The sequence below is a fragment of the Psychromonas aquimarina ATCC BAA-1526 genome (genome assembly GCF_000428725.1).
Classification (GTDB): Bacteria; Pseudomonadota; Gammaproteobacteria; order Enterobacterales; family Psychromonadaceae; genus Psychromonas; species Psychromonas aquimarina.
The window spans coordinates 94,230-118,467 of the sequence record NZ_AUAM01000008.1; the positions used below are offsets into that span (position 1 = coordinate 94,230).

Below are 24,238 nucleotides of genomic sequence, written 5' to 3' on the forward strand. Positions count from 1 at the left end.
TTCTTTATGTATAAAGTTAAAATTTTATTCGGTCGTTTAACTATTTTTACCTTGTACTTGCTGATTTTATTATTTTCGATGCTGCCGAAAAAGAAACTCCAAAAAAACGGGCATATTATCGTTTTAACGGGAACCTTTTATTCAAAAAACTGGATTGATGCTCACCTTATACCAATCGTAACCTGTTCAAGCGTCCGCCATGTGTATATTGTTTCAAATAATATTAACTACAGCGTAGAAGGGCTGACGGTTGTAAAATCCCCTGAGCGGCTGAGAAAATACTGCGGCGATACTTTTGCTCGTTTAATCTCTTTTTTTAGCTGCTCGATGCGCATGAAGCCGGATTATATTGGCGGATTTCATATTCTTTTTAATGCATCTTTATCAATTTTGTTTGCCAATATGCTGAGATGCCGTTCAATATATTTCTGCGTCGGTGGTATTACCGAAACACTTGCCGCCGGAAAAACAGAAAATAGATTTTTTAAATTTCTGGACGGTAAAGATAGGTTTTTAACGTTTTATATCTGCCGTATTGCGGCTGCTGCAGACCGAATTATAACAATGGGTAACGGCGCTAAATTATTTTTACAGGAAGCCGGTGTGGAGGCTGCTAAAATAGAGGTTATCTCAGGGGCGATTGATCACAATAAATTTTACCCCTGTGCAGTTCAAAACAGTAAAAAATATGATCTGGTTTTGACCGCGCGTTTATCTAAGGTTAAGCAGGTTAATCTGTTTCTTGATGTAGTTAATAAAATCAAAGACGAAAAGACAGATTGTAAAGCATTGGTAATTGGTGACGGGCCGCTATTAAATGATTTAAAGTCTTACGCGGATTCTTTGAATATCTCTGCTATGGTCGATTTTGCCGGGCATCAGGATGATGTGCTGAGCTGGCTGCATCAGTCTAAAATTTATGTATTAACCTCCAGGTCTGAAGGACTGGCACTGTCTATGCTGGAAGGGTTAAAAGCAGGCCTTCCCGCGGTTGTACCCAATGTAGGGGATTTATCCGATGTACTGGTCAGTGGCTATAACGGTTTCTTAATTGAAAATCATTCTGTTGAGGATTTTGCTCGACAGATTTTGTATCTGCTCAATAATGAGAAACTTCTAAGTGAGTATTCCCGAAATGCCGCCGCATCGACTAAGCGTTTCGATCTTGAGTGTGTTCAGAGACAATGGCTTAACGTTTTTAAAGAACAGGGGAGCTGAAATGAAAAAAGCTTTTTCAAGAAAAAATCTATGGGAAACCATGCCCTCTCCTGTTAAGAAACTTGCCGCGACAGTGTTATCTCGGATCCCTTTAGAGTATTTAATCGGCAGGAAATTTAGAGAAACGACCAGACTGATCCGCTGTGCCGAAAAATGGACAAGAGCTGAAGTTGATGCCTACCATTTAAAGCAGTTACAGTTTCAGGTATCTAATGCCTATAATAAATGTCCTGCGTACCGTAAATTATATGATGACGCCGGGATAGATGTTTTCTCTCTGCAGGAGCTTGATGATTTTAAAAAGCTCCCTCTGATTGATAAAGCCTTTATTAATGAAAATATTGATGATCTTCTTCTCGTTGATAAAAATAACTCTGACGTTGATTATGTGACTACAGGCGGAACAAGCGGTATTCCTTTAACTTTTTATATTAATGCCGGACGTTCTCAGATTGAATATGCTTATTTAGTGGACGGCTGGAGAAAAGCCGGCTTTAAATTCGGGGATAGTAAAGCGGTGTTTCGCGGCCGGGTAACCGGGACTAAAAGCAGCTTAAACTACAGTTTTGATCCTGTTTTTAATGAGCATTATTATAGTAATTTTCATATGAATGATAGTGATATAAGAGCTTATATCGAACATATTAAATCATTAAAATCCTGTTATCTGCATGTCTATCCGTCATCGGTTTATCAGTTAGCCCGTTTTATAAAAAAAGAAAAAATCAGTGTTGAAAATGTAAAAGGTATTTTAGCGGAATCTGAAAATGTTTATCCGGAGCAGAGAGCATTTGTTGAATCTGTATTTCACTGTCGTTACTTTTCGTCTTACGGGCATACTGAAAAGCTAGTGGCTGCCGGTGAGTGTGAGTTTTGTTGTGATTACCATGTTTGGCCGACCTACGGATATTTTGAGTTAATTGATGACCAGGGAGAGGTGATCACTGAAAAAGGTAAAACAGGGCAGATAGTCGGCAGTGGTTTTATGAATACCGTTATGCCGTTTATTCGCTATAAAACCGGAGATTTTGCAGAATATGTCGCTGATCACTGTGAACAATGTAAGCGCAACTATTTGATTGTTAAAAATATACGCGGACATAGGGTGCAGGAGTATCTGGTTGCATCAGATAATAGTTTAATCTCATGGACGGCGGTTAATATGCACGATGATACTTTTGACAATGTGATGCAGTATCAGTTTTATCAGGATACGCCAGGGTATTCAGTGATAAAAGTGGTTGCTGGTCATCTGTTCTCAGAGTCGCAGAAGCAGCGTATTGAAGAAAATATTACAGTAAAACTAAAAGGAAGGGTGCAGGTGAAAGTTGAAGTTGTTGATGCGATTCCTTTAACCGCCAGGGGAAAATCTATTTTTGTTGATCAGAAACTCCCCCTTTAAATGCTTATAAATTGATAATGTATCTCGCTGTAATTCATTTATAACGAAGGTACGAAGGGCAAATAAAAACGGAGCAGATACAAATATAAAATTGTATCTGCTCCGTTAAGTCTGAACTGCTGTATATTACTGCAGTATGATCTGTACGTTGCCTGGTTTCTCAGGAATAATGATATTAGAGTTAGTACCTTGCTGTTCAAAGGGACCGATATCAACAGAGGAGCCGAGTACTCTTTCTTTCCTTAGAAAATCACTATCTATTGGTACGTTCTTGTTTAACAGCTCTGAGAGTGTGGTTGACAGTTCTGGATACATATCTTTGCCGAAATCCCATAGGCGGCTGTTGTCATATCCCTCGAGTGCTATCTGCTCTAGATCTATTTGAGCAACATCGACCGGCCCGGAAAAGTTTGTACTGACTTCACTTGTTGTACCCGCATTCAGATGTGCATCTAAACTCAGGGTTGTGGCAAAGTTGGTTTTATTGAGCTGGACGCTCATTTCATCAGTGCCGAAAAAGTTATTGGAAACTAGAAGTTCCGGTGCTCTCTGGTGGTGCTCAGACCATATCTGATAGCCCTGACCTGTAGTGTGGTTTGCATCTACTTTTAAAATAATATTGTTTTTGATATCTGTCATGCCGGATGTTGAAGATATATTAATTCCATTAGGTGTATTAAATATTAAATTATTATAGATGTACCTTTCCTGAGCTCCCTGAATATGGATCCCGGCACTTTCCCAGGCTGAGGAGGTACCTACCGGGCTTTCCGTATGAATGTTATAGATGACATTTCCTATCATATATACTTTGATATCAGTATCTTCGATTGCATTTGTACTCGGTATTCTGATGCCGTATTCGGTATCATGGATTTTGTTGTTAATCATCCATAAACCGTTTGGCTCATACTGGGCACCCATTGCCTTAGCCGGCGACCAGGGAGTGCTTATTATGTTATGTACATAGTTACTAGAAAACACAACATTTGAGGCGTATTTCACCCACATTCCAGACTGCCTTACATTATAAAACTCGTTATCTCCGGCATATATATTATGGGAGGCTGTGCGTGGAGGCATAGCATTTATCTGCAGGCCGGGACCCGATGCGTTGAAGCCTTTATTATTTAATATCCAGACATAAGAGGTATAGCCTGAAACACCGATACATGTCGCGTCAACATCATTGGGATTATATATATCGCCTAAATCTCTAATCACATTATTATACAAGATAACATTAGTGCTTGAGCTGTTCTGATGGCCTACTGCGGATAATAAAGCAACATTACCGGTCAGCGGATCGCCTATAAATTCGCTGTCTCTTACTACTATATTGGTAACACCATAACCTTCTGACATTGAGCCGATCTGTATAGATGAATTATTCTGCACTATCATATTCGAGATAAATAAGTTAGAGCCGTAAGCAAGGGCTTTATATTTCTCGAATGATCCTTCTTTTCCTGGGGCGCTGGTTATCCATACCGGTCCTTTACTGCCTGCCGCCCAGGTATCATCTGTCCCCATGGAGTTCATCTTAATAACGCCGCCGATTGCATTAGCGTATCTGCCGTCAATTTCAATATAGCTCCCGGCTGGAATAGGGAACGGAATCGTTCTTCTTGGTGTGAGCGGTGTGCCGTATTGTCTGCTGTCACTTCCTGTGGTGAAATTTATATAATAGTAACCATGGGTTTCAGATACTGGATTTGCTGTCCAGCTTTCTGCTCTTGGCGGAGGGGCTTGTTCAAAGTTGATTGGTGATTCGGGTATGCCTATTGGAACCTGGTATGCGCTTATGATTTGGGACGAAAAGAGCAGAAAAAATAGGACTGTTGAGTATGTGGCTTTCCTTGAGTATAAATTCATCATTTATCCTTAAATGCATTAAATGCATTAAATGCATTAAATGCTAAAATGCATTAACACACTATAAGTAATTGATTTTACATTTAGGTCCTTTCTCCTAGGCGAGAAAGTTGTTCCGTACTTGCTAGCAGTATAGTTAACGATCCGGTTCGCCGCTAACAAAAGAGCGAGTAAACTTGTAGTTGTTAAAATTTAGATATTGATACTAGAATAAATCAGATGTTTCCAGTTCAGATGTAACTAACTGATTATATTAAGACTGATTTTATACTAAGATAAATTAATAAATAATTTACGCTTTAAATCAACGGACTATTGGTTTCTGCTGCAGCCGCAGAGAAGTATCCATTGCATTTATTTGGGGGTTGTCTTTGATCCGGATAACTTTATTAACACTTCTAATAGCATATTTAAGTGTTTATGCCTGGAAAGACTGGTTTCGGACCGCCTGCTGGCTGGTGCTGCTGATGGCTGTATTTCAACACCCGGATATGCCTAAATCAATTGCTGGTATCCCAGGTTTGAATCATTGGAATTTTTTATTTCTGAATGTGTTTTTGTCCTGGTTAATCAACAGAAATAAACAGAAGCTTACCTGGGAAATGCCCCTGCATATTAATACCATTCTTATTTTTTATTACTTTTTTATTTTCGCCGGCGTGCTGCGTTATTTCGATGATATGACCGGGATCAGTGATCTGCATGCCGTATACGGATGGGAGAGCATGGGAAGCTTAACAGCAGTAAATGAATATTTAATTAACTGCGTTAAGTGGGTGGTCCCGGCGATGATTATCTTTGACGGCTGCCGAAACCGTCAACAGTATAACTTTGCTGTTATTACGCTGAGTTTAATGTTTATTTTTCTTGCTCTGCAGGTAATAAAAGCCATGAGCTTCGGCTCCTTAATTATGTCCGGTGACGGTTTACAAAGGAAGGCTATTAAGGTTATTTCAAGTAATGTTGGTTTTCATCGGGTCAATATATCTATGATCATGAGCGGAGCTTTCTGGGCTGTATTTTGCTTAAAAGAGCTGGTAAGTGTTAAAAAATTTCTTTTTATAATTATTCCTGCTTGTATTTCTATTTTCCTGGCGATGGCGATGACAGGAGGCAGGATGGGGTATATAACCTGGCTCGTTTTAGGTTTTATACTTTGTGTTTTCAGGTGGCGGAAGTTTCTTCTGCTGGCTCCGGTTTTGGCTGCTGCTTTGTTTGTTTTTGCGCCTTCCACAATCGATCGCTTAATGCAGGGAGTGACGCCGCAGACTGAAGAGCTGGCCCCGGCCGATTTTGAAAAAGAGGAAATTGATACCTACACTATAACATCGGGACGAGTCATCAGCTGGCCTGTGGTCTGGTGGCATATTACTGAAGCTCCTTTTCTGGGATACGGACGTGAAGCGATGCAGAATACCGGTATTACTATGCAGATAATGGTTGAATATGGTGAAGGCGAAGTCTTTGCTCACCCGCACAATGCTTACCTGGAGTGGATTCTTGATAATGGTTTCATTGGTGCCGTTCCGATATTTCTGTTTTATTTTTATATTTTAAAGTACTCCTGGTCGCTGTTTAAAGAAAAACAGACTGCTGTCTATGTGGTTACTGGTGGGCTCTGTTTTGCGCTGGTTTTTGCATTTTTATTTGCATCTACCGGAAGTCAGACTTTTTACCCTCGAGAAGGTGCTGTGGGGATGTGGGTAGCAATTGCTTTGATGTTACGTATTTATATCGAAAGAGAAAAACTTAGAAAAGGTTTAAAAAGTGAGTTAATAGACTGAGCAGCTGCGGCTGCATCAGGAGCTGTTTCCCTGTTCCTTAACTGCAAGGGCCGTCGCTTTGATAGTCTGATGTCACAGCAGTAGATTATTTCTTTACATGTTTGAATTAAATGAGCTACAGAAGCTGCTTGTAAGCTCAACAATTGAAGGTAACTAGTCTGAAATAATGAAGCATTTGATAAAGAAAATAATACTTAAGAGCTTATCCGTTTTGGGGGTTCTACGGTATTTACACTTCAGGAAACGCAATCAGATCACAGTATTGATGCTGCACGGTGTGATGGCGAAACATGAAGGTGTGATATGGGAACCTTTGAGGTCGCAGCTTTGTCCTGCAGAGTTGGAGCGCATACTCAGGCTGTTGTCTGATTATTATCATTTTATAAGCATTGAGCAGTGCATTGATATGCTTGATGGAAAAATTCCGATGCAGGAGCATAGTTTACTAATAACCTTTGATGATGGTTATCGTAATAATATTGACTATGCTCTGCCTGTTTGTGAACGCTTTAATATAAAACCTGTCTTGTTTGTTTCAACCTGTCATATAGATTCTTCACAACCCTTCTGGTTTGATCGTTTGGATTATGCGCTGCAGCAGAATATGGGAGGGCAGATATCACTTGGTCACGACGGACGGGTGTATAACTTTGACGGGAGTTCACGTGAAAAGCTAACCGTAAGCTATCAGAATTTTCGTAACCATTGTAAGCAGACATTTGATGATGACAATCAGATTAATAAATTATTCAGTGCGCTTTGTGAAGAACTGGAGAAACGTTCCAGTAAAGCTCTCAGTGATATATGTAAAGATGATGACTGGTCAGCTATAGCTACATGGCCGCAGCTGCGTGACTGTGTAAAAAATAACAGGTTAGATATTGCCAGCCATACTGTGAACCACTGGCGGCTAGATCGTTTGTCAGAAGAGTTAATTACTTCTCAGTTAGTTAATTCAAAAAATCGTATTGAACAGGAAATTGGAACTCAATGCTGCTATTTCTGTTATCCGAACGGTAGTTATAATGAGATGGCGGTTAATCTGATAAAGCAGACAGGTTACAGGGCCGCTTTTTCTACAGATGTTGGATTATGTCAGTATGGCGATGATTTAATGACTTTAAAACGTTTCAGCTTCCCTGTAGGTAGAGAAAAATTTGAAATTATTTATCTGCTTACGAGCTGATTTTACTATGATTGAACTGCCTGCTGATAAAGTAGATCAAGAAATTTATATTTTCTCTAATTATTAATCCAGCAGAAACTCAAGGTCGCAAATAATTATGCTGAGTATATGTCTTGTTGCACATTTCGCTTATGGTGCGGTTACTGGTGGTAATCAGGGCTCTTTTGGTGGAGTTGAAAGGCAGACTACTCTTATGGCCAAATGGCTAGCGGCAAAAGGTCACAAGGTATCATTATTAACCTGGTCAGAAGGGCGGGAAGAGGATGAAGTGATTGCCGGTATTAATGTAATTAAGATCTGCCGTCAGGATTCCGGCTTACCGGGGATTCGTTTTTTTCATCCCCGATGGACGGGATTAAATGCAGCAATGAAAAGAGCCGATGCTGAGCTGTATTACCAGAATTGTGGGGAATATGTTACCGGACAGGTTGCGCTCTGGTGCAAATTGAATAATAAAAAATTTCTTTATTCTCTGGCTAGCGATGCCGATGCTGATCCGGATTTTCCGGTGATGCATACCTTTAGAGAGCGGCTTCTGTATAAGTACGGGTTGTTACATGCCGATAAAGTTATTACGCAGACAAAAAAACAGATGAATTTATTGAAGAATGCTTTTAACCTGGACTCAACTGTTTTACCTATGCCCTGCATCGGACCTGAGCAGAGTGAGTATACCCCTTTAGAATTTCCTGCTGATAAACCTACTATTCTCTGGGCTGCGCGTTTTCATGAGTGTAAACGTCTTGAATTATTTCTTGAAGCCGCTGCTGAGATACCTGAATACAATTTTTTAGTAGCTGGAAGTCCGAGTCACGATGATGCTTATTCGCAGGGGCTGCTGGAAAAAATGGACTGCTTAGATAATGTATCCTGTCTGGGCATGGTGGCTCGTGATGATATGCCGGCGCTGTATAGATGCAGTACGGTCTTTTGTTGTTCTTCAAAATATGAAGGTTTCCCTAATACATTTTTAGAGGCCTGGAGTCAGGGGCTGCCGGTAATTTCTACTTTTGATCCGGATGATCTGATAAAAGAGAAAAAATTAGGTGTCAGCGTAACAAATAAAGAAGAACTGATTTCTGCTTTACGAAGCTTATGTTCGAACCATCAACAGTGGGAAGAGTATTCTGCGAATGCAAGAGACTATTATCAAAGAAATCATGCAGTGAATCAGTCGATGGAGCTGTTTGAAACAGTTTTTATTCATATGCTTGCAGATAAAAAGGAAGGCTTTGATGAAAAAGATTAAATTAGCATTTGTAACACAGTTCCCTGCCGATACAAATCTTCCATTAGGCGGTGTTGAAGCTGTCAGCCTTAATTTAGTTCGTTCTTTGGCCGCTTACCCGGAACTTGATATACAGGTCATTACTTTGTGTGCCGGCGCCGCAGAAACCAGCCTGGAAAGCTGGAATAATACAACTATCCATCGCCTGCCGAAACCTAAGGGCAGTGAATTACTTAATGCACTGAGCAAGAGTAAAGTGCTTATTAGTAATTATCTGCTTAAGTTAAAACCAGACATAATTCATGCTCATGATACTTACGGGATTATGGTAAACAGCTTGTCTATACCTAAAGTTTTTACCGTGCACGGTTTTATTTACGGGGATACTTTGTTTTCCAACGGCAGTTTTAAATGGTTGAGATCAAAACTATGGGAGCATTTTGAAAAAAGCAGCTGGGCTAAGCTGCCTAATATAATTTCAATCAGCCCCTATGTGAGGGAAAGAGTCTCTTTGTTTTCGCCAGCCGCTATTTACGATATTGATAATCCTATCTCAGACCATTTTTTCACCCTGGAGCGTAAAGAGAAAAAAGGAGTAATTTTTACTTCTGCTGTTATTTGCCCGCGTAAGAATACGTTAATATTAGTTAAAGCCGTCGCGATACTGGTTAAAGCTGGTTACGATGTTGAGCTTAGGGTAGCAGGCAGCGTAAGCGATGAGCGCTATGCGCAGGAAATGAGCGAGTGGATTGCTGAACATGATCTGGTCAAACATATTAAATTACTCGGCAGGATATCAACACAGAGAGTTATGGAGGAACTGCAGGCCGCAGCTGTTTATGCGTTAGCTTCATTTGAAGAAAATTCTCCAATGGGAATTGAAGAAGCAATGGCTGCGGGGATCCCTGTTGTGACATCTAACCGCTGCGGTATGCCGTATATGGTTAGAAATAATGAAACAGGGTATTTAATTAATCCCTTTGATGAAAATAATATTGCCGATAAATTTCGACGAATTTTAGATGATGATAATTTAAGGCTGGCTATGGGGGAAAAAGCTAAAGAATTAGCTTTAGATCTGTATCATTCAGAGAATGTTGCTCGACGTACATATGCAGTTTACCGGGATCTGCTGGATAGTTAAGCCTCCAAGGCGCCTGTTTAAATATGCTGATTAAGAAATTCATTGTGACGGGTTTTTAAGCTTGTGCATTAAGTGTAACAAGGCCGTTTGTCTGCATATTAAAGCCGTTTTTTTGCCGCTGCAGTAATCTTCTTTGTGAAACTTAATCCGGCAAACAGCGCTGAATTATTTCTGTCGAAAGGTTTCTTTTGATTTAGTTGAAATGATTTTTTTTTGTTCCTCTAGCGCTGTTTTCCCCCTGTTTAGCCCGTATATTATGGTCAGTCAATAATGCTCTCAGAGCTGATGTTGACTGATATTTCTTAGTTTAGAGAACAAAAATTGTATTTTTTTAAAAAAAATATTGAGCTGAATTTTTTTTATTTAAATACATTAAACTGTCACTTCCTAATCTATTTTATTGTTTCAATTCACTAAATTTTATCGGTCGATAAAAAGAAATTTTTTCGAGTTAATTGCCTGGCAATATCGGGCTGTTTTGTCTCCTCTGGTGATTTGTGTTTGCCAGAGTATTGGCATACTGTTAATAATAGAATTGCTTTTTACGCAACTATTATTATTGACTATTAAGTGACTTTTATCACACTTTTCTCGCAAAGGACTGCTGAATATTTAAGTGAGGTCCCGTAGAGATTGCAATGTTATCAATTGTCACCTGAAAGAGTGCAGCAAGGGGATTGATTATGTTTAAACTACGGGGAATTTCCACAGCAAACTTTACCACTAAGGTGATGACTCCAGGGACAATTTTATTATCTGCAATCGTGATCTCACTGATCGTTCTGATCGGTTATAAAAGCTGGCAGGAGTACCGAATCTATCAGATTAACAAGATGATTCAGACTTTTCCTACCGCAGCCGGTACTGGTACTCAAACGGTTATTTCATGGATGGATAATGCTACGGACGAAGATGGTTATGTTGTCGAGCGTAAAACCGACGGTGAGTATGTCATCATTGCCACTTTGAATGCCGACTCTACTTCTTATGTTGATTATGCGAGCGTGCCCGGCAGTAACTCCTGTTATCGAATAGGTTCTTATAATCAGGCTGGTACAGCTTATTCAGAGGATTATTGTATTGATATTCCATTGGAAGATACAGCGGAACCGCTGCCGGAACCATTGCCTGAACCACTGCCGGATGACCCGGTAGATCCGATACCGGATCCAGATGACCCTGTTATACCGGGAAATGTTTCTATTGTTTCTACATTTATTGAAAAACCAGGGGTGATTGAGCTGGACGGCCGCGAGTTTTATGGTTTTAAAAGTGATTATAATTACAACGATGAGTTTAGCGTAGATGAAATCAGCAGTGTTGATTTCTCGATTGGTAACGGCAGTTTATCATCTCACGATTCATCCATTTTCATCTTTCAGGAGCAGGGCCAGGAGTTGGAAAACGGCTATGTGGTGATGAATTATAATGAGCTTAACAGTTTTAATTTCTCCCTGTTAGGCAGCGGAAATGCTCAGGTAGCAACCCTGTATTTGTCACTTGGAGCCTGGAGTTCTGATCTTGCCGGATTGACCGTTCGTGCGGGTGATACAACTGAGCTTGTTACGCTGCCGTCATCATATTCATGGCATTATGTGAAGATCGACATTGCATTCGAGCAGTCTACGGTTGTTACGGTTACCCCTACCGGTAGTCATGGCGGTTATAGTGGAATTAAAGTTGCGGGTCTTTTACTTAATGTAGAAAGTAAACCTAGTTATGCATTAGTACATGGAGTCAGTGTTGAAACTGGGGGCGAAATCGACGTAAGTAATGTTGAATATACCGCGTCCGACGGCATGTCTGGAAATGTTGATTTTAGCGGAGCAGAAGTCACCTCAATTGATTACGCCGGCTCGCCTAAATACAGGGACAGCACTTATAAGTTTGTAAATAATGGAACTGTAGTCGCAAGCGGTTATACCGGTATGTCCTGGAAGGACACTAATGCCGTGTTGATTGATTTAAAAAGTTCGGGTGATCAGGCCGGCTTAGCTTCCTTGTACTTCAAGGCTGGAGCCTGGACGAATGATCCTGCAATGCTTGAATTAACAGTGAACGGGGAAGTTTCGCCTGTTGAGCTAAGCAAGGGATATAGATGGTTTTACCTTAAAGCGGATATTGAGTTTGAAGGAAGTATTCATGTTGAGCTCAGGCCTGTTGGTAAATTAGGAGGGTACAGTTATATTTCTTTTGCGGGTCTGACGCTGGAATAATGATTGTATCAGTAGTTGATAGTAATAAATAACAAGCCGACTGCAGAAAAAAATTCTTTTTTCTGCAGTCGGTCGTATACCGGTTTGATCTAATGTTGTTCTATGAAAAGTAATATCACGTTAATTCAGTGTATTACTTTTTATAGTCAGCAAATACAGGGAGTTCAGATTGTGGCATCACGTAAAGTTTTTACCTTTAGTTCTAATACCTATTCGTTTATATATCGCCTGCTGGATTTATGTGTACTGCTAGGCTCATTGCCCGTTGCAGCCTGGTTGTACGGTTTAACTATAGAGCGGGAATATATCATCGCCTCCCTGGTTGTGTCGGTTGCTTTTTTATATATTGCAGAATCATTTGCTCTGTATCGTTCATGGCGGGTCGGGCATTTTTCAGAAATGGTTTTGAGTGCCTGGGCCTGTATCAGCGTTGCTTTTTTTATCGCTGTTATGATCGCATTTTTGTTGAAACAGTCTGAAGAGTTTTCCCGGGTAACGGTGGTTCTTTGGTTTGCTCTAAGTTTTATTTTTAGTTTTTTGTGGCGGGCTGTACAGCGCCAATATATCAGAGCCCGTCATAGAGCCGGATTTAATATTAAGCGTGTTGCGATTATTGGTGCAACAAATTCAGGCAGTGAGCTGCTGAGCGAAATACGAAAACGCGATGAGTTAGGCTACAAAGTTGTTGGTATTTATGAAGATCGCCATCCCCGCCGGGTTACTGATGATTTAAATATGGATGTTGTGGGTAAAATTGAACAAGTAATTAAGCTCGCGCGTAACGGGCAGGTTGAAATGCTGTTTATTGCCCTGCCGTTAAAAGCTGAAAAACGCATTGCAGATATACTGCTGCGTCTGGGAGATACAACCGTTGATGTGCATTACATCCCTGATTTTTTAGTATCAACCCTGATCCGTTCACGTTTTGCCAACGTTGGTGATATTGACACTTTAAGTGTTTTTGAATCTCCTTATCTTGGTGCTAAAGAGTGGGTTAAACGCACTGAAGATATCATCATCAGCAGTATTATATTATGCCTGATCTCCATACCGTTAATTATGATTGCAGCTGGAATCAAGCTGACGTCTCCAGGCCCTGTCTTATTTAAACAGCGCCGTTACGGGCTGCGTGGTGAAGAAATTGTGGTATGGAAGTTCAGATCCATGAGTGTAATGGAAAACAGCGATACTGTGACTCAGGCAACTAAAGGAGATCCCCGTGTAACTCGATTCGGCAGCTTTCTACGGCGCACTTCATTAGATGAATTTCCGCAGTTTTTTAATGTGCTCGCCGGCAGCATGTCGATAGTCGGCCCCAGACCGCATGCCGTTGCCCATAATGAGCAGTATCGCGGACAGGTGCGTTATTATATGCTCCGTCATAAGGTCAAACCGGGAGTGACCGGCTGGGCACAGATCAACGGCTGGAGAGGGGAGACAGATACCCTTGATAAAATGAAAAACCGGGTGGAATTTGATCTGCATTATATAAAAAACTGGTCGGTATGGCTGGATATAAAAATTATATTCTTAACTATTATTAAAGGATTCACTAACCCAAACGCCTATTAACAAAGGGCCTGCAAGTGGGAAATGGGAATACATTGTGGTCTATCCATCGCCGCCAGGTGCTGATTGACCACAGTTCTTTTAGCTTCTTTTTTTCACTTATTACTATTCTGTTTTGAACTCAGCTGAAAATTACTAAATTAAGAAAACTTCTTTAAACCAGTCCCAAACACCAAATGAATAGTTTGGAAAAATGTTAATGCCCATTGCGGATTTGATCAGGTACAGCACTAATATCCCCAGCAGAGCACAAAAGCTTAAAAAAATAGCCGTGAATGCAGTTTTCATTAATAAGCTGATATGTTTTTCCCGCCGAGTGAGTTCGCGCAGATCTCTTCCTGCAATAAACACATAATAATAATGGTAATGAAAGAATTTGATAGTGTGGTGAATATCAACCGCATGATTTCCTCTGCTTTGAGGTTTCATCGCGCTTTTTATACTGCTTAGCTGTTGGCTGCTAAAACTCGTTCTAACACCTTCCGGCATACGCTTTAAAAACATATTCAGTTCACTATCTCTTTTCAGCTGCTCAATACTTTCAGAATTTACACTTTTATCGGCCGGCATGTTTATATCCTGCTGCTGTAGGTTCTATTTATTAGTGAAGTTTATTGCTGTTTGAAGCCCTGCGCGTATATTCCGCTATAACAGTCTGTCAATAACACTAGCATCATTTCTAATTTATTCACTCGGGCGGGCTTTTGGACTGCTTATAAAAAAGGCCCGGTAGTTAAACTGCCGGGCCTTTTATTCAAGTGTTGTAACTAATTATTTTTAGTTTACTTGTTCTTTTACTTTATGCTGCAGGGTTTCATCAAACTCCTGGATTGGAGTATGTGAACTTGCAATAAGCGAATAAATCACCGGTAGAATAAACAGAGTAAACAGCGTACCAATCGACAGGCCGGCTACGATTACAATACCAATACCGAAACGGCTTACCGCACCTGCGCCGGTTGCAAATAACAGCGGCATTAAACCTGCCACCATAGAGCCAGTGGTCATTAATATCGGGCGTAAGCGTATTGTCGCTGCTTTTTTAACTGCGTCGATGCGGTTCATACCGTGATGCAGCTGCTCTTCTTTAGCGACTTCCGCAATTAATATACCGTGCTTAGTGATTAAGCCGACTAAGGTTATTAAACCAACCTGAGTATAAATATTCATGCTGGCGGCACCCCAGGCAAGTGCAATTAAGGCACCACTGATAGCAAGAGGAACCGTCATCATAATAACCAGCGGATCGCGAATACTTTCAAACTGACTCGCTAGTACTAAGAATATAATTAAAACGGCTAATACAAAGGTCATGTACAGCGCATTACCCTCGGATACAAACTGACGTGCCTCCCCCAGGTAATCATGTGTATAACCTTGCGGCAACGTGGTCGTTGACAGCTCTTCAAAGAAATTAATCGCATCTCCCATGGCAAAACCCGGGGCTAATACGGCACCGATTGTTGCACTGTTAAGCTGATTAAAATGCGGCAGTGAACGCGGCTCTGCGACTACCTCAATATCGATCAGTTCGCTCAGCGGTATCATGTCTTCGTTTTTAGCTCGTACGAAAAAACTGCCCAGCTTGTCCGGAGATAAACGGTATTTACGTTCAACCTGAGCAATAACTTCGTAACTACGTCCATTAAGGTCGATACGGTTTAAAATGCCGTCACTTAACAGGGTGCCTAAGGTTATACCTATATCCTGCATAGTGACGCCGTAAGCACCGGCTTTATCCCGGTCAATTTTGATATTCATGGTTGCAGAATCAAAAGCTAAATCCAGCTCTGAATAAACAAAATTAGGGTTAGCCTGCGTGGCTGCTAATACATCCGATGCAATACTGCCCAGGCTTTGGAACGAGTTTGCAGTACTGATAACAAACTGCACCGGTAAACCGCCCGATGAACCCGGTAATTCAGGCATCTGGAATGCGGTTGTAGCCACTGAAGCCACACTGTTAAATGCCGGTGCTAAGGTCGTTGCAAGTTCTTTAGGGTTTTTCTCGCGCTCACTCCAGGGTTTCATAATGGCAATGCCGAATGCCTGGTTAGCATTGGGTATGCCGGACATGGCCAGACTGCTTTCCACTTCCGGCTGCTCTGAGAGCATGCCTGTTATTGTACGCATGCTGTTTTCGATGTAATCAAGGTTGGCATTTGACGGCGCTTTAGACATCATCATTAATGCGCCTTTATCTTCTTTGGGGGCCAGCTCTGCCGGTATGCCGGCAAATAATAAAGGCAAAGAGATAAATACAAGTACAGCGAAAACAATAACAGCAGGACGGCGTGTCATTACTTTATCCAGCATGCGCGAGTAACTATCGGTAATACCGGATAAAACGTTTTCGACTCCCTGTTCGAAACGGTTCGGCTGATGGTTGCTTTTGAGCATAATGCTGCACATCATAGGTGATAGTGTTAATGCCACAATGCCTGATACAAAAACAGATCCTGCCAGTGTTAAAGCAAATTCAGTAAACAGCGAGCCGGTGATGCCCCCCATTAATGCAATCGGTGCATAAACGGCTGCCAGGGTAATAGTCATGGAAATAACCGGGACGGCAATTTCCCGGGTACCGATAATGGCTGCCCGGAAGGGATCTTCACCTGCTTTAATATGCCGGTCAATATTTTCTACCACAACAATCGCATCATCAACTACCAGGCCGATGGCGAGTACCATGGCCAGCAGCGTCATTAAGTTAATGGTGAAACCAAACATCTGCATTACTACCAGTACACCGATAAGTGACAGTGGAATGGTGATAATCGGGATCAGTGTTGCACGCCATGAGCCTAAAAACAGGAGCATCACAACAAGTACGATGATACCTGCTTCAGCAATGGTTTTAACTACTTCAGCAATAGACTCTTCAATGGCAATCGTTGAGTCATATAACACCTTCATATCAATTGAACTTGGATTATTTCTCTCAAGATCCGGCAGCATTTCACGTACGCCTGCAGTAATATCCAGCGGGTTTGCTGTTGGTGCCGCATCAATTGCGACTACAACGGCTTCATCACCATTAGCCATTGCCCGGTAAATATCATGGCTTTTTTCTAAGGAAACGCGGGCGATATCCTGCAGGCGAATGACTTTACTGTTTTCTCGAGTGGCAATAACAAGATTTTCCAGTTCGGCTGCATTCTTAATCTGCGTTTCTGTATTACCGTTAATCAGAGTGAAATAACTGTTTGCCTGACCGGTAGCAGACTGAATATTGTTCGCTTGTAAAATTTGTACTACATCTGCTGTTGTTAAACCAAAACCAGCCATGCGCTCCGGATCTAACCAGATACGCAGGGCAAAATCGGTTCCGCCGTACAGGTTTACTTTAGCAACACCGTTAATACTAAACAGCTGCGGTTTAATTACCCGTTCAAGGTAGTCGGTGATCTGGCTGGAATTTAGCTCGTCACTTGAAAATGACAGGTAGATAACCGAAGTTGTTGAGCCGGTACTCATATCAATGGTTGGATCTTCAGCTTCGCTGGGCAGCTGCGAACTGACACTGTTTACCTTGGCGAGAATATCTGCAACAGCTCCATTGGGATCGGTATTTAGTTTCATATATACCGAAATGCTGGAGCGGCCCATAAAACTTTGCGAGGTAATAAAGTCAATATTATCTGCCTGCGCAATGGCCTGCTCAAGCGGCTGAGTAATAAAGCCCTGAATAAGATCGGAGTTTGCACCGTAATAGCTGGTGGTAACAGTTACTACGGTATTGGTCATGGTCGGGTACTCTCGTACCTGCATTTTTCCTAACGCCTGCAGACCTAATAACACGATCAGCAGACTGATGGATATCGCCAGTATCGGGCGGCGTATAAAGGTATCTGTAAATTTCATCGGAGCCCCTATAAAGCTGGAATTTCAGCGGGTTTGTTTAATATATCTGATTCAACAATTTTAACTCGAGCACCGTTACTTAAACGAACCTGTCCGCTGGTTGCAATAACATCGCCTTTTTTCAGACCGTCAAGAACATGTACAGAACCGTCTTTACTGTTGCCTAATTTAACGATCTGCTGGTCAGCCTGCATGTAGGAAGTACCGTCTTCATTGGTTTGTTCCGTTAACAGATAAACGGTTTCACCGTAAAGCGTGTAGTTAACAGCAGTTTCAGGAATGATGATCTGAGATTTTTCCGTCGGTAGAATAATATTTGCCTTAGCAAACATACCTGAACGTAATTTTTGTGCTTCATTCGGGATATCTGCCTGTACCTGAATAACACCGCTCTGGAAATTTACCGCAGGCTCAATGGCTGAAATGGTCCCCGTAAATGGGATTTCCGGCTCAGCATCTACAAATATATTCATCTTCTGGCCGATATGAATTTTATTCAGATCATTCTGCGGTACGGTGAAACGTAAACGCATACGGCTGACATCTTCTAAACGCACAATATCACTGCCGTCTTTTAAGTATTCACCCATAAATACATTACGCAGACCGGCAATACCGTCAAATGGTGCACGGATAATACGGCGGCTGATTGTTGCCTGATAACCTTCTATCTGTCCCTGCAATGTTAGAAGTTCAGCTTCAGCTTCATCAACTTTACCCTGTGAAACCGAGCCTTTTTTGAATAATGAGACCATGCGTTTATAGTTACGCTCAACTGCCGGCATTCTGCCTTGAGATGCTTTCAGATTCGCTTTTTCAACTTCTGAATCAAGGTAAATCAGCGCATCGTCAGCTTTTAATTTCTGACCAGATTCAAAATTTATTTTTACTACTTTGCCGGCAACTTCATTGGCAACCGTTACCCCTTGAATTGGTTCGATAAAACCAATTGCGCGCAGATGCGGGGTCCAGTCTTCATGCTGAATAGTCGCACTCGTCACAGGAAATTCAGGAACAGGGCGGTTAGCAAGAAATTCTTTAATTTTTGAAGCTTTAAACATGTTAAAACCAATGACACTGCCGAATACCAATATTGCTAATAATATTGCCGAAGCGATCCATTTTTTCATTGTATTACCTTAATAATTAAAATTTAGTTTGCTGAATTAACTTTCTGAATACTCAACCATGAAGCATCTCTGACCTGATTGAGCAGTGTTTCGTCTATTTCTAGGCGTTTACGTGAAATCTTTTTAGCGAGATTGATAGAAGTATCAAAACTTAGCGTGATTAATGCACATATATGCCAGTCGTGAAAACGGCCTTCATTTATACCCTGCTGGTAAAACTCTATTAATGGAAAAAATGTATTTTCCTCAATTGCTGTATTTTCCGCCTGACAGGGAGGCACAACAAAATTCAGCATTTCTATAACAGCCACGCGCTTCGGGTTATTTAACACTGCATTAAAAGCATTGCTCCACAGGCGGTCATATTTCTGTTTTGGTTCCTGAACATTTGACCAGCCGTTAAAAATAATTAAAGAGGACTGTTTACAAATATGCTGGTGTAACTCATGAAGCAGCGCCTCTTTGTTTTCAAAATACCGATAAATTGTACCCGCCGCTATACCTGCTGTGTCGGCCAATAGTTTCATTGACAGGCCATAGACACCATGTTCTGCAAGTAGTTTCTCAGCTACGATAAATATTTTCTCTTTTTTGTCCATAATTATACTGCCAAGTGAATGAACGTTCATTATCGTTATATTATTTGAATATGCAATGTTATAATGGACATTTGTTTAGTCTTTTTGACGATTCGGCTATCTCTCCGATTAATAGATTGTTTTGTATTAAAGTTAAACTGACGTAAAATCTGCTGTTTCGTATTTTTGAGTATGTAGGATAGACCATGAAGCTTAACCCCGGACAAGATGCCGCAGTAAAAATGATCTCTGGACCTTGTCTTGTTTTAGCGGGAGCGGGCAGTGGAAAAACCCGTGTGATCACTAATAAAATTGCGCACTTAGTGCAGAATTGTGATTATTTAGCCAAAAATATTGCTGCGGTAACTTTTACCAATAAAGCCGCGCGGGAGATGAAGGAGCGTGTCAGCCAGACGCTAGGGCGAAAAGAAGCACGCGGACTGATGGTCTCGACTTTCCATTCTCTAGGTTTAGATATTATTAAACGTGAATATAAAACCTTAGGCATGAAGGCTGGTTTTACCCTGTTTGATGATCAGGATACCCTGGCCTTATTAAAAGAACTGACTGAAAAACAGCTGCAGGAAGATATGGACCTGCTTAAAGCATTAATTACGCAGATCTCCAACTGGAAAAATGCTTTAGTTTTACCCCCGCAGGCAGTCAAACATGCCAAAGGTGAGCGTGAAGTTATTTTTGCGCATTGTTATGACTTGTATCAGCGCCAGTTAAAAGCGTATAACGCACTGGACTTTGATGATTTAATCGTTATGCCTACTCTGCTGCTTACTTTAAAAGAAGAAGTTCGTTTACGCTGGCAGAAGAAGATCCGTTATCTGCTGGTGGATGAGTATCAAGATACCAATACCAGTCAGTATGAATTAATTAAAGCCTTAGTTGGTGAACGAGCAAGATTTACCGTGGTGGGGGATGATGATCAGTCCATCTACTCATGGCGCGGTGCCCGTCCTGAAAACTTAGTGCTGCTGCAGAATGATTTTCCGCAGTTAAAAGTAGTGAAGCTTGAGCAGAATTACCGCTCCAGCCAGCGTGTATTAAAAGCCGCTAATATATTGATTGCTAATAATCCGCATGAGTTTGATAAACGTCTGTTTAGTGAACTGGCTTACGGCGAGTCCATTAAAGTGCTGTTTGCAAAAAATGAGCAGCATGAAGCAGAGCGTGTAGTGATGGAGTTATCCGGACATAAATTTATGAATGGTGCTTCATTTAGTGACTATGCGGTACTTTACCGTGGTAATCACCAGAGTCGTTTATTAGAAAAAGTAATGATGGAAAACCGTATTCCCTATCGTATCAGCGGCGGTACCTCCTTTTTTGCCCGTAGTGAAGTCAAAGATATCATGGCCTACTTAAAGCTGCTGGTAAACCACGATGATGAGAATGCATTTATACGAGTTGTTAACAAACCAGCGCGGGGAATAGGGGCGGCGACCCGTGAGAAACTGGGTAATTATGCTAATTTGCGGCAGATTAGTATGTTTGCGGCAAGTTTTGAAATGGGCTTAGAGCAGACGTTATCAGGTAAAGGTCTGCAGTCGCTGCAGGCCTTTAGCCGCTGGTTAGTAGAATTGAATGATCGTTTGAAACGCGAAGATCCGATTGATGTGGTGCGGGATCTTATCCGTGATATCGGTTACGAAGACTGGTTATACGAGAGCAGCCCAAGCCCGAAAGCAGCAGAAATGCAGATGAAAAATGTGTCTATGTTATTTAAATGGGTAACAGAGATGCTTAAAGGTGATGAGCTGGATGAAGAGATGACACTTGAGCAGGTGGTTGCACGCTTAACACTTCGCGATATGCTTTCCCGTAATGAGGAAGAGGAAGAGTTAGACCAGGTACAGCTGATGACCCTGCATGCATCTAAAGGGCTGGAGTTTCCCTTTGTATATATGATCGGTATGGAAGAGGGAATTCTTCCCCACCAGGTGAGTATCGATGAAGATAATGTTGAAGAGGAACGACGCCTTGCTTATGTGGGCATTACCCGTGCGCAGAAAGAGTTAACCTTTACCCTAGCTAAAGAGCGTAATCAGTATGGCGAACTGATCAAACCTACACCAAGCCGTTTTTTATCTGAACTGCCTCAGGATGATCTTGACTGGGAAAGCGGTCCCCGTAAAAAGACCGAGGAACAGAAAAAACAACTGGCTGATAAAGGTATTGCTAATTTACGTTCATTGTTTGATTAAATTTTTCTTCCCTATTAAAGCGGAAAAGAGTATTACTTTAGCCGCTTTAATAGGTTTAACTGCCTCATTATTATCTTGTGATAGCAAAATCCTATCGTTATCATAATAATAAACGATTTTACCTATTGTCTTGTTTTGTCCATAATTACTCCATCGAAACAAGTTAAGCACTTGTTCAAAATGAAACTAAAATTTTTACTTATCTCATTTTTATCATATTTAGGAGTTACACATGTTAGATAATATCGAAGGTCAAAAAATCCCAAGCGTTACTTTTCCAACTCGCCAGGGTGATGAATGGGTAAACGTAACAACCGATCAGCTGTTTTCTGGAAAAACCGTGGTTGTATTTGCACTGCCAGGTGCTTTTACTCCAACTTGTTCTTCAACACATCTGCCTCGCTACAATGAATTAGCGGGAGTATTAAAAGAGAACGGTGTTGATGAAATTGTTTGTTTAAGTGTTAACGATACCTTTGTAATGAATGCTTGGCTGGCAGATCAGGAAGCTGAAAATATCACAGTTGTACCGGACGGCAGCGGTACATTTACTGACGGTATGGGTATGTTAGTTGATAAAAGTGATATTGGTTTCGGCAAACGCAGCTGGCGTTACAGCATGCTGGTTAAAGACGGTGTAATTGAAAAAATGTTTATCGAGCCGAACCAGCCGGGCGACCCGTTTGAAGTGTCTGATGCAGATACTATGCTTAATTACATCAACCCGAGAGCTAAAGCACCATCAGCAGTAACATTGTTTACTAAACCTGGTTGTCCTTTCTGTGCAAAAGCAAAAGCGACATTAAAAGATAATAATATCGCCTTTGAAGAGATTGTTTTAGGCACTGATGCGACAAGCGTAAGTCTTAAAGCCGTTACTGGTGAAACGACAGTACCGCAGTTATTTGTTGATGGAAAGCACATCGGCGACAGCGATGCAGTGATTGCTTACGTTAAAGGTTAATAGAGCTAAAGAAACTTTTTACTAAGTTATATACCCGTTATCATTCAAGATGCAAAAATCAGCAAGTCGTGAGGTAAACAGGTCCTAGGCGTGAAGGTGAAGATCTAACTGGTTAAATCGAGACTTCACAACAACGGAGATGTTTGCCTCACGGTTTGCCCCGTGGGTCACTAGTTCGAAAACCAATACTGCGTTGCAACACTCGATAAGGGCTAGCCATTGTCATCATGTTGCGCCTTGTATTGGTGTCCGAGCTAGTGACTGATAAATGCATTTTGATTGATAACGGGTATGTTTAGAAGCGCACTTTCAGTATTGAAGGCTGCGCTTTTTTTGACCCCAAATTTCACTAAATCATTAATATATTAGTTTCCTGGAGTATTTATGAAGCACATTAAAGTCGAAGTTGCAGTTATTGGTGGCGGTACTGCAGGATTAGCCGCATACCGAGCTGCTAAAGAAAAAACAGATTCAGTCGTGCTTATTGAAGGCGCTGAATTCGGTACAACTTGTGCCCGTGTCGGCTGTATGCCGAGTAAGTTATTAATTGCAGCCGCTGAAGCTGCTCATAGCGCTGCACATACAAGTCCGTTTGGTGTATTTGTTGACGGCCCTGTACGTATTGACGGTCAAAAAGTGATGCAGCGTATTCGCGATGAAAGAGACAGATTTGTCGGCTTTGTGGTGGAAGCTGTTGATGGTATTCCTGAGCAGGGTAAATTAATTGGTAAAGCCAGCTTTGTTTCGGCAACGCTGCTGCAGATTGATGATCATACACTTTTAGATGCCGATAGAATTGTTATTGCTACGGGATCCCGGCCAAGTTACCCGGCAGTTTGGAATGACTTAGGTGATAAGCTTATTATCAATGACGACTTGTTTAACTGGACTGATTTACCAAAATCCATTGTTGTATTTGGTCCCGGGGTAATTGGTTTAGAGCTTGGACAGTCACTGCATCGTTTAGGTGTTGAAGTACTGATGTTTGGTATGGGTGGACAAGTCGGTCCCTTTACTGATCCGAAGATAACGGCATATGCGCAGAAAACATTTTCAGACGAATTTTATTTAGATGCTGATGCTAATGTTAAAAACATGGTGCGTAAAGGAGATAATGTTGAAATTACCTATGTTGATAAAGATGGTATTGAGCAGATTGCTGAAGTTGAGTATGTATTAGCTGCTACGGGACGTCGTCCTAATGTGGATAATTTAGGCTTAGAAAATATCAGCATTGAAAATGATGCTCGCGGTGTTCCTGTTGCCGACCCGTTTACTATGCAGACCTCAATCCCTTCAATATTTATTGCCGGTGATGCCAGTAACCAGATCCCTTTACTGCATGAAGCTGCCGATCAAGGAAAAATAGCCGGCAGTAATGCCGGAGTTTATCCTAATATTCGTGCTGGCCTGCGTCGTTCATCAATTGCAGCGGTATTTACTGAGCCGCAGCTGGCAATGGTAGGGTTGACTTTTAAACAGGTCAGTGAAAAATATAGCGGCTGTAACTGTTTTGAAACCGGTAGTGTATCCTTTGAAGATCAGGGGCGCAGTCGTGTGATGTTAAAAAACAAAGGTTTATTAAATCTTTATGGAGAGCATGGTACCGGGCGTTTTTTAGGTGCTGAAATGATTGGTCCACAGGCTGAGCACCTGGCGCACCTGTTAGCATGGGCGCATCAGAATCGAATGACGATTTCACAGATGCTGGATATGCCTTTTTATCACCCGGTAATAGAAGAAGGTCTACGTACTGCATTACGAGATCTGAATGCGAAACTGAAATTAGGCTCTGCGATGATCAATCAGTGTATGGAATGCGGCCCGGGCTGTTAATAATGCTCGTATATCACTTCTTATTTGC

16 protein-coding genes are annotated in these 24,238 nt (G+C 41.4%); 11 read left to right on the top strand and 5 right to left on the bottom strand.

The window, feature by feature from the left end; genetic code table 11:
* Nucleotides 1-6: 6 nt before the first annotated feature.
* Nucleotides 7-1,218: a glycosyltransferase family 4 protein gene (locus G337_RS0101570; protein WP_028862311.1), complete on the top strand. Its 1,212-nt coding sequence runs from the start codon at nucleotides 7-9 to the stop codon at nucleotides 1,216-1,218.
* Between the two features lies 1 nt (nucleotide 1,219).
* On the top strand, nucleotides 1,220-2,620 hold the full coding sequence (locus tag G337_RS0101575) for a phenylacetate--CoA ligase family protein (protein ID WP_028862312.1): 1,401 nt from the start codon (nucleotides 1,220-1,222) through the stop codon (nucleotides 2,618-2,620).
* A 126-nt stretch (nucleotides 2,621-2,746) separates the two neighbouring features.
* Here the strand turns inward: G337_RS0101575 and G337_RS0101580 are convergent, their stop codons facing one another.
* Nucleotides 2,747-4,495 (bottom strand): right-handed parallel beta-helix repeat-containing protein, encoded by a 1,749-nt coding sequence (locus G337_RS0101580; RefSeq protein ID WP_157619156.1) that lies wholly within the window; start codon nucleotides 4,493-4,495, stop codon nucleotides 2,747-2,749.
* Nucleotides 4,496-4,962: 467 nt separating this feature from the next.
* On the opposite strand from G337_RS0101580, the gene G337_RS0101585 reads away from it, so the two are divergent.
* The 6 genes from G337_RS0101585 (at nucleotide 4,963) to G337_RS0101610 (ending at nucleotide 13,625) form a co-directional block, all read left to right on the top strand.
* Entirely contained in the window at nucleotides 4,963-6,279 is a 1,317-nt protein-coding gene (locus G337_RS0101585; RefSeq protein ID WP_245597598.1) for an O-antigen ligase family protein, read from the top strand.
* Between the two features lie 280 nt (nucleotides 6,280-6,559).
* A complete protein-coding gene (locus G337_RS0101590) occupies nucleotides 6,560-7,465 on the top strand; it encodes a polysaccharide deacetylase family protein (RefSeq protein ID WP_245597600.1) in 906 nt (301 codons plus the stop codon).
* A gap of 97 nt (nucleotides 7,466-7,562) precedes the next feature.
* Entirely contained in the window at nucleotides 7,563-8,714 is a 1,152-nt protein-coding gene (locus tag G337_RS0101595) for a glycosyltransferase family 4 protein (RefSeq protein WP_028862316.1), read from the top strand.
* The gene (locus G337_RS0101600; RefSeq protein WP_028862317.1) at nucleotides 8,701-9,837 is read left to right on the top strand and encodes a glycosyltransferase family 4 protein; all 1,137 of its coding nucleotides are present in this window, start codon (nucleotides 8,701-8,703) and stop codon (nucleotides 9,835-9,837) included. The genes G337_RS0101595 and G337_RS0101600 overlap by 14 nt, the downstream gene beginning before the upstream one ends.
* Nucleotides 9,838-10,520: 683 nt before the next feature.
* Nucleotides 10,521-12,053, top strand: coding sequence for a hypothetical protein (locus tag G337_RS0101605; RefSeq protein WP_028862318.1), 1,533 nt, complete (start codon nucleotides 10,521-10,523; stop codon nucleotides 12,051-12,053).
* A 171-nt stretch (nucleotides 12,054-12,224) separates the two neighbouring features.
* Nucleotides 12,225-13,625 carry an undecaprenyl-phosphate glucose phosphotransferase gene (locus tag G337_RS0101610; RefSeq protein ID WP_028862319.1) on the top strand — a complete coding sequence of 467 codons (1,401 nt, stop codon included), beginning with the start codon at nucleotides 12,225-12,227 and terminating at the stop codon, nucleotides 13,623-13,625.
* Between the two features lie 132 nt (nucleotides 13,626-13,757).
* On the opposite strand, the gene G337_RS0101615 is transcribed toward G337_RS0101610, so the two are convergent.
* The 4 genes from G337_RS0101615 to G337_RS0101630 all read right to left on the bottom strand — a co-directional run bounded on the left by G337_RS0101615 (nucleotide 13,758) and on the right by G337_RS0101630 (nucleotide 19,215).
* On the bottom strand, nucleotides 13,758-14,192 hold the full coding sequence (locus G337_RS0101615) for a hypothetical protein (protein ID WP_051302882.1): 435 nt from the start codon (nucleotides 14,190-14,192) through the stop codon (nucleotides 13,758-13,760).
* Between the two features lie 207 nt (nucleotides 14,193-14,399).
* The gene (locus G337_RS0101620) at nucleotides 14,400-17,486 is read right to left on the bottom strand and encodes a multidrug efflux RND transporter permease subunit (protein WP_028862321.1); all 3,087 of its coding nucleotides are present in this window, start codon (nucleotides 17,484-17,486) and stop codon (nucleotides 14,400-14,402) included.
* 8 nt (nucleotides 17,487-17,494) lie between these two features.
* Nucleotides 17,495-18,616, bottom strand: a complete 1,122-nt coding sequence (locus tag G337_RS0101625; protein WP_028862322.1) for an efflux RND transporter periplasmic adaptor subunit — start codon at nucleotides 18,614-18,616, stop codon at nucleotides 17,495-17,497.
* 23 nt (nucleotides 18,617-18,639) lie between these two features.
* A complete protein-coding gene (locus G337_RS0101630) occupies nucleotides 18,640-19,215 on the bottom strand; it encodes a TetR/AcrR family transcriptional regulator (protein WP_028862323.1) in 576 nt (191 codons plus the stop codon).
* A gap of 185 nt (nucleotides 19,216-19,400) precedes the next feature.
* On the opposite strand from G337_RS0101630, the gene rep reads away from it, so the two are divergent.
* The 3 genes from rep (at nucleotide 19,401) to G337_RS0101650 (ending at nucleotide 24,210) form a co-directional block, all read left to right on the top strand.
* Nucleotides 19,401-21,410, top strand: coding sequence for a DNA helicase Rep (rep, locus tag G337_RS0101635; protein WP_028862324.1), 2,010 nt, complete (start codon nucleotides 19,401-19,403; stop codon nucleotides 21,408-21,410).
* Between the two features lie 232 nt (nucleotides 21,411-21,642).
* Nucleotides 21,643-22,374 carry a glutathione peroxidase gene (locus tag G337_RS0101645; protein WP_028862325.1) on the top strand — a complete coding sequence of 244 codons (732 nt, stop codon included), beginning with the start codon at nucleotides 21,643-21,645 and terminating at the stop codon, nucleotides 22,372-22,374.
* Nucleotides 22,375-22,758: 384 nt separating this feature from the next.
* Complete coding sequence (locus G337_RS0101650) at nucleotides 22,759-24,210, top strand: dihydrolipoyl dehydrogenase (protein WP_028862326.1); 1,452 nt, start codon at nucleotides 22,759-22,761, stop codon at nucleotides 24,208-24,210.
* The last annotated feature ends 28 nt before the right edge of the window (nucleotides 24,211-24,238 follow it).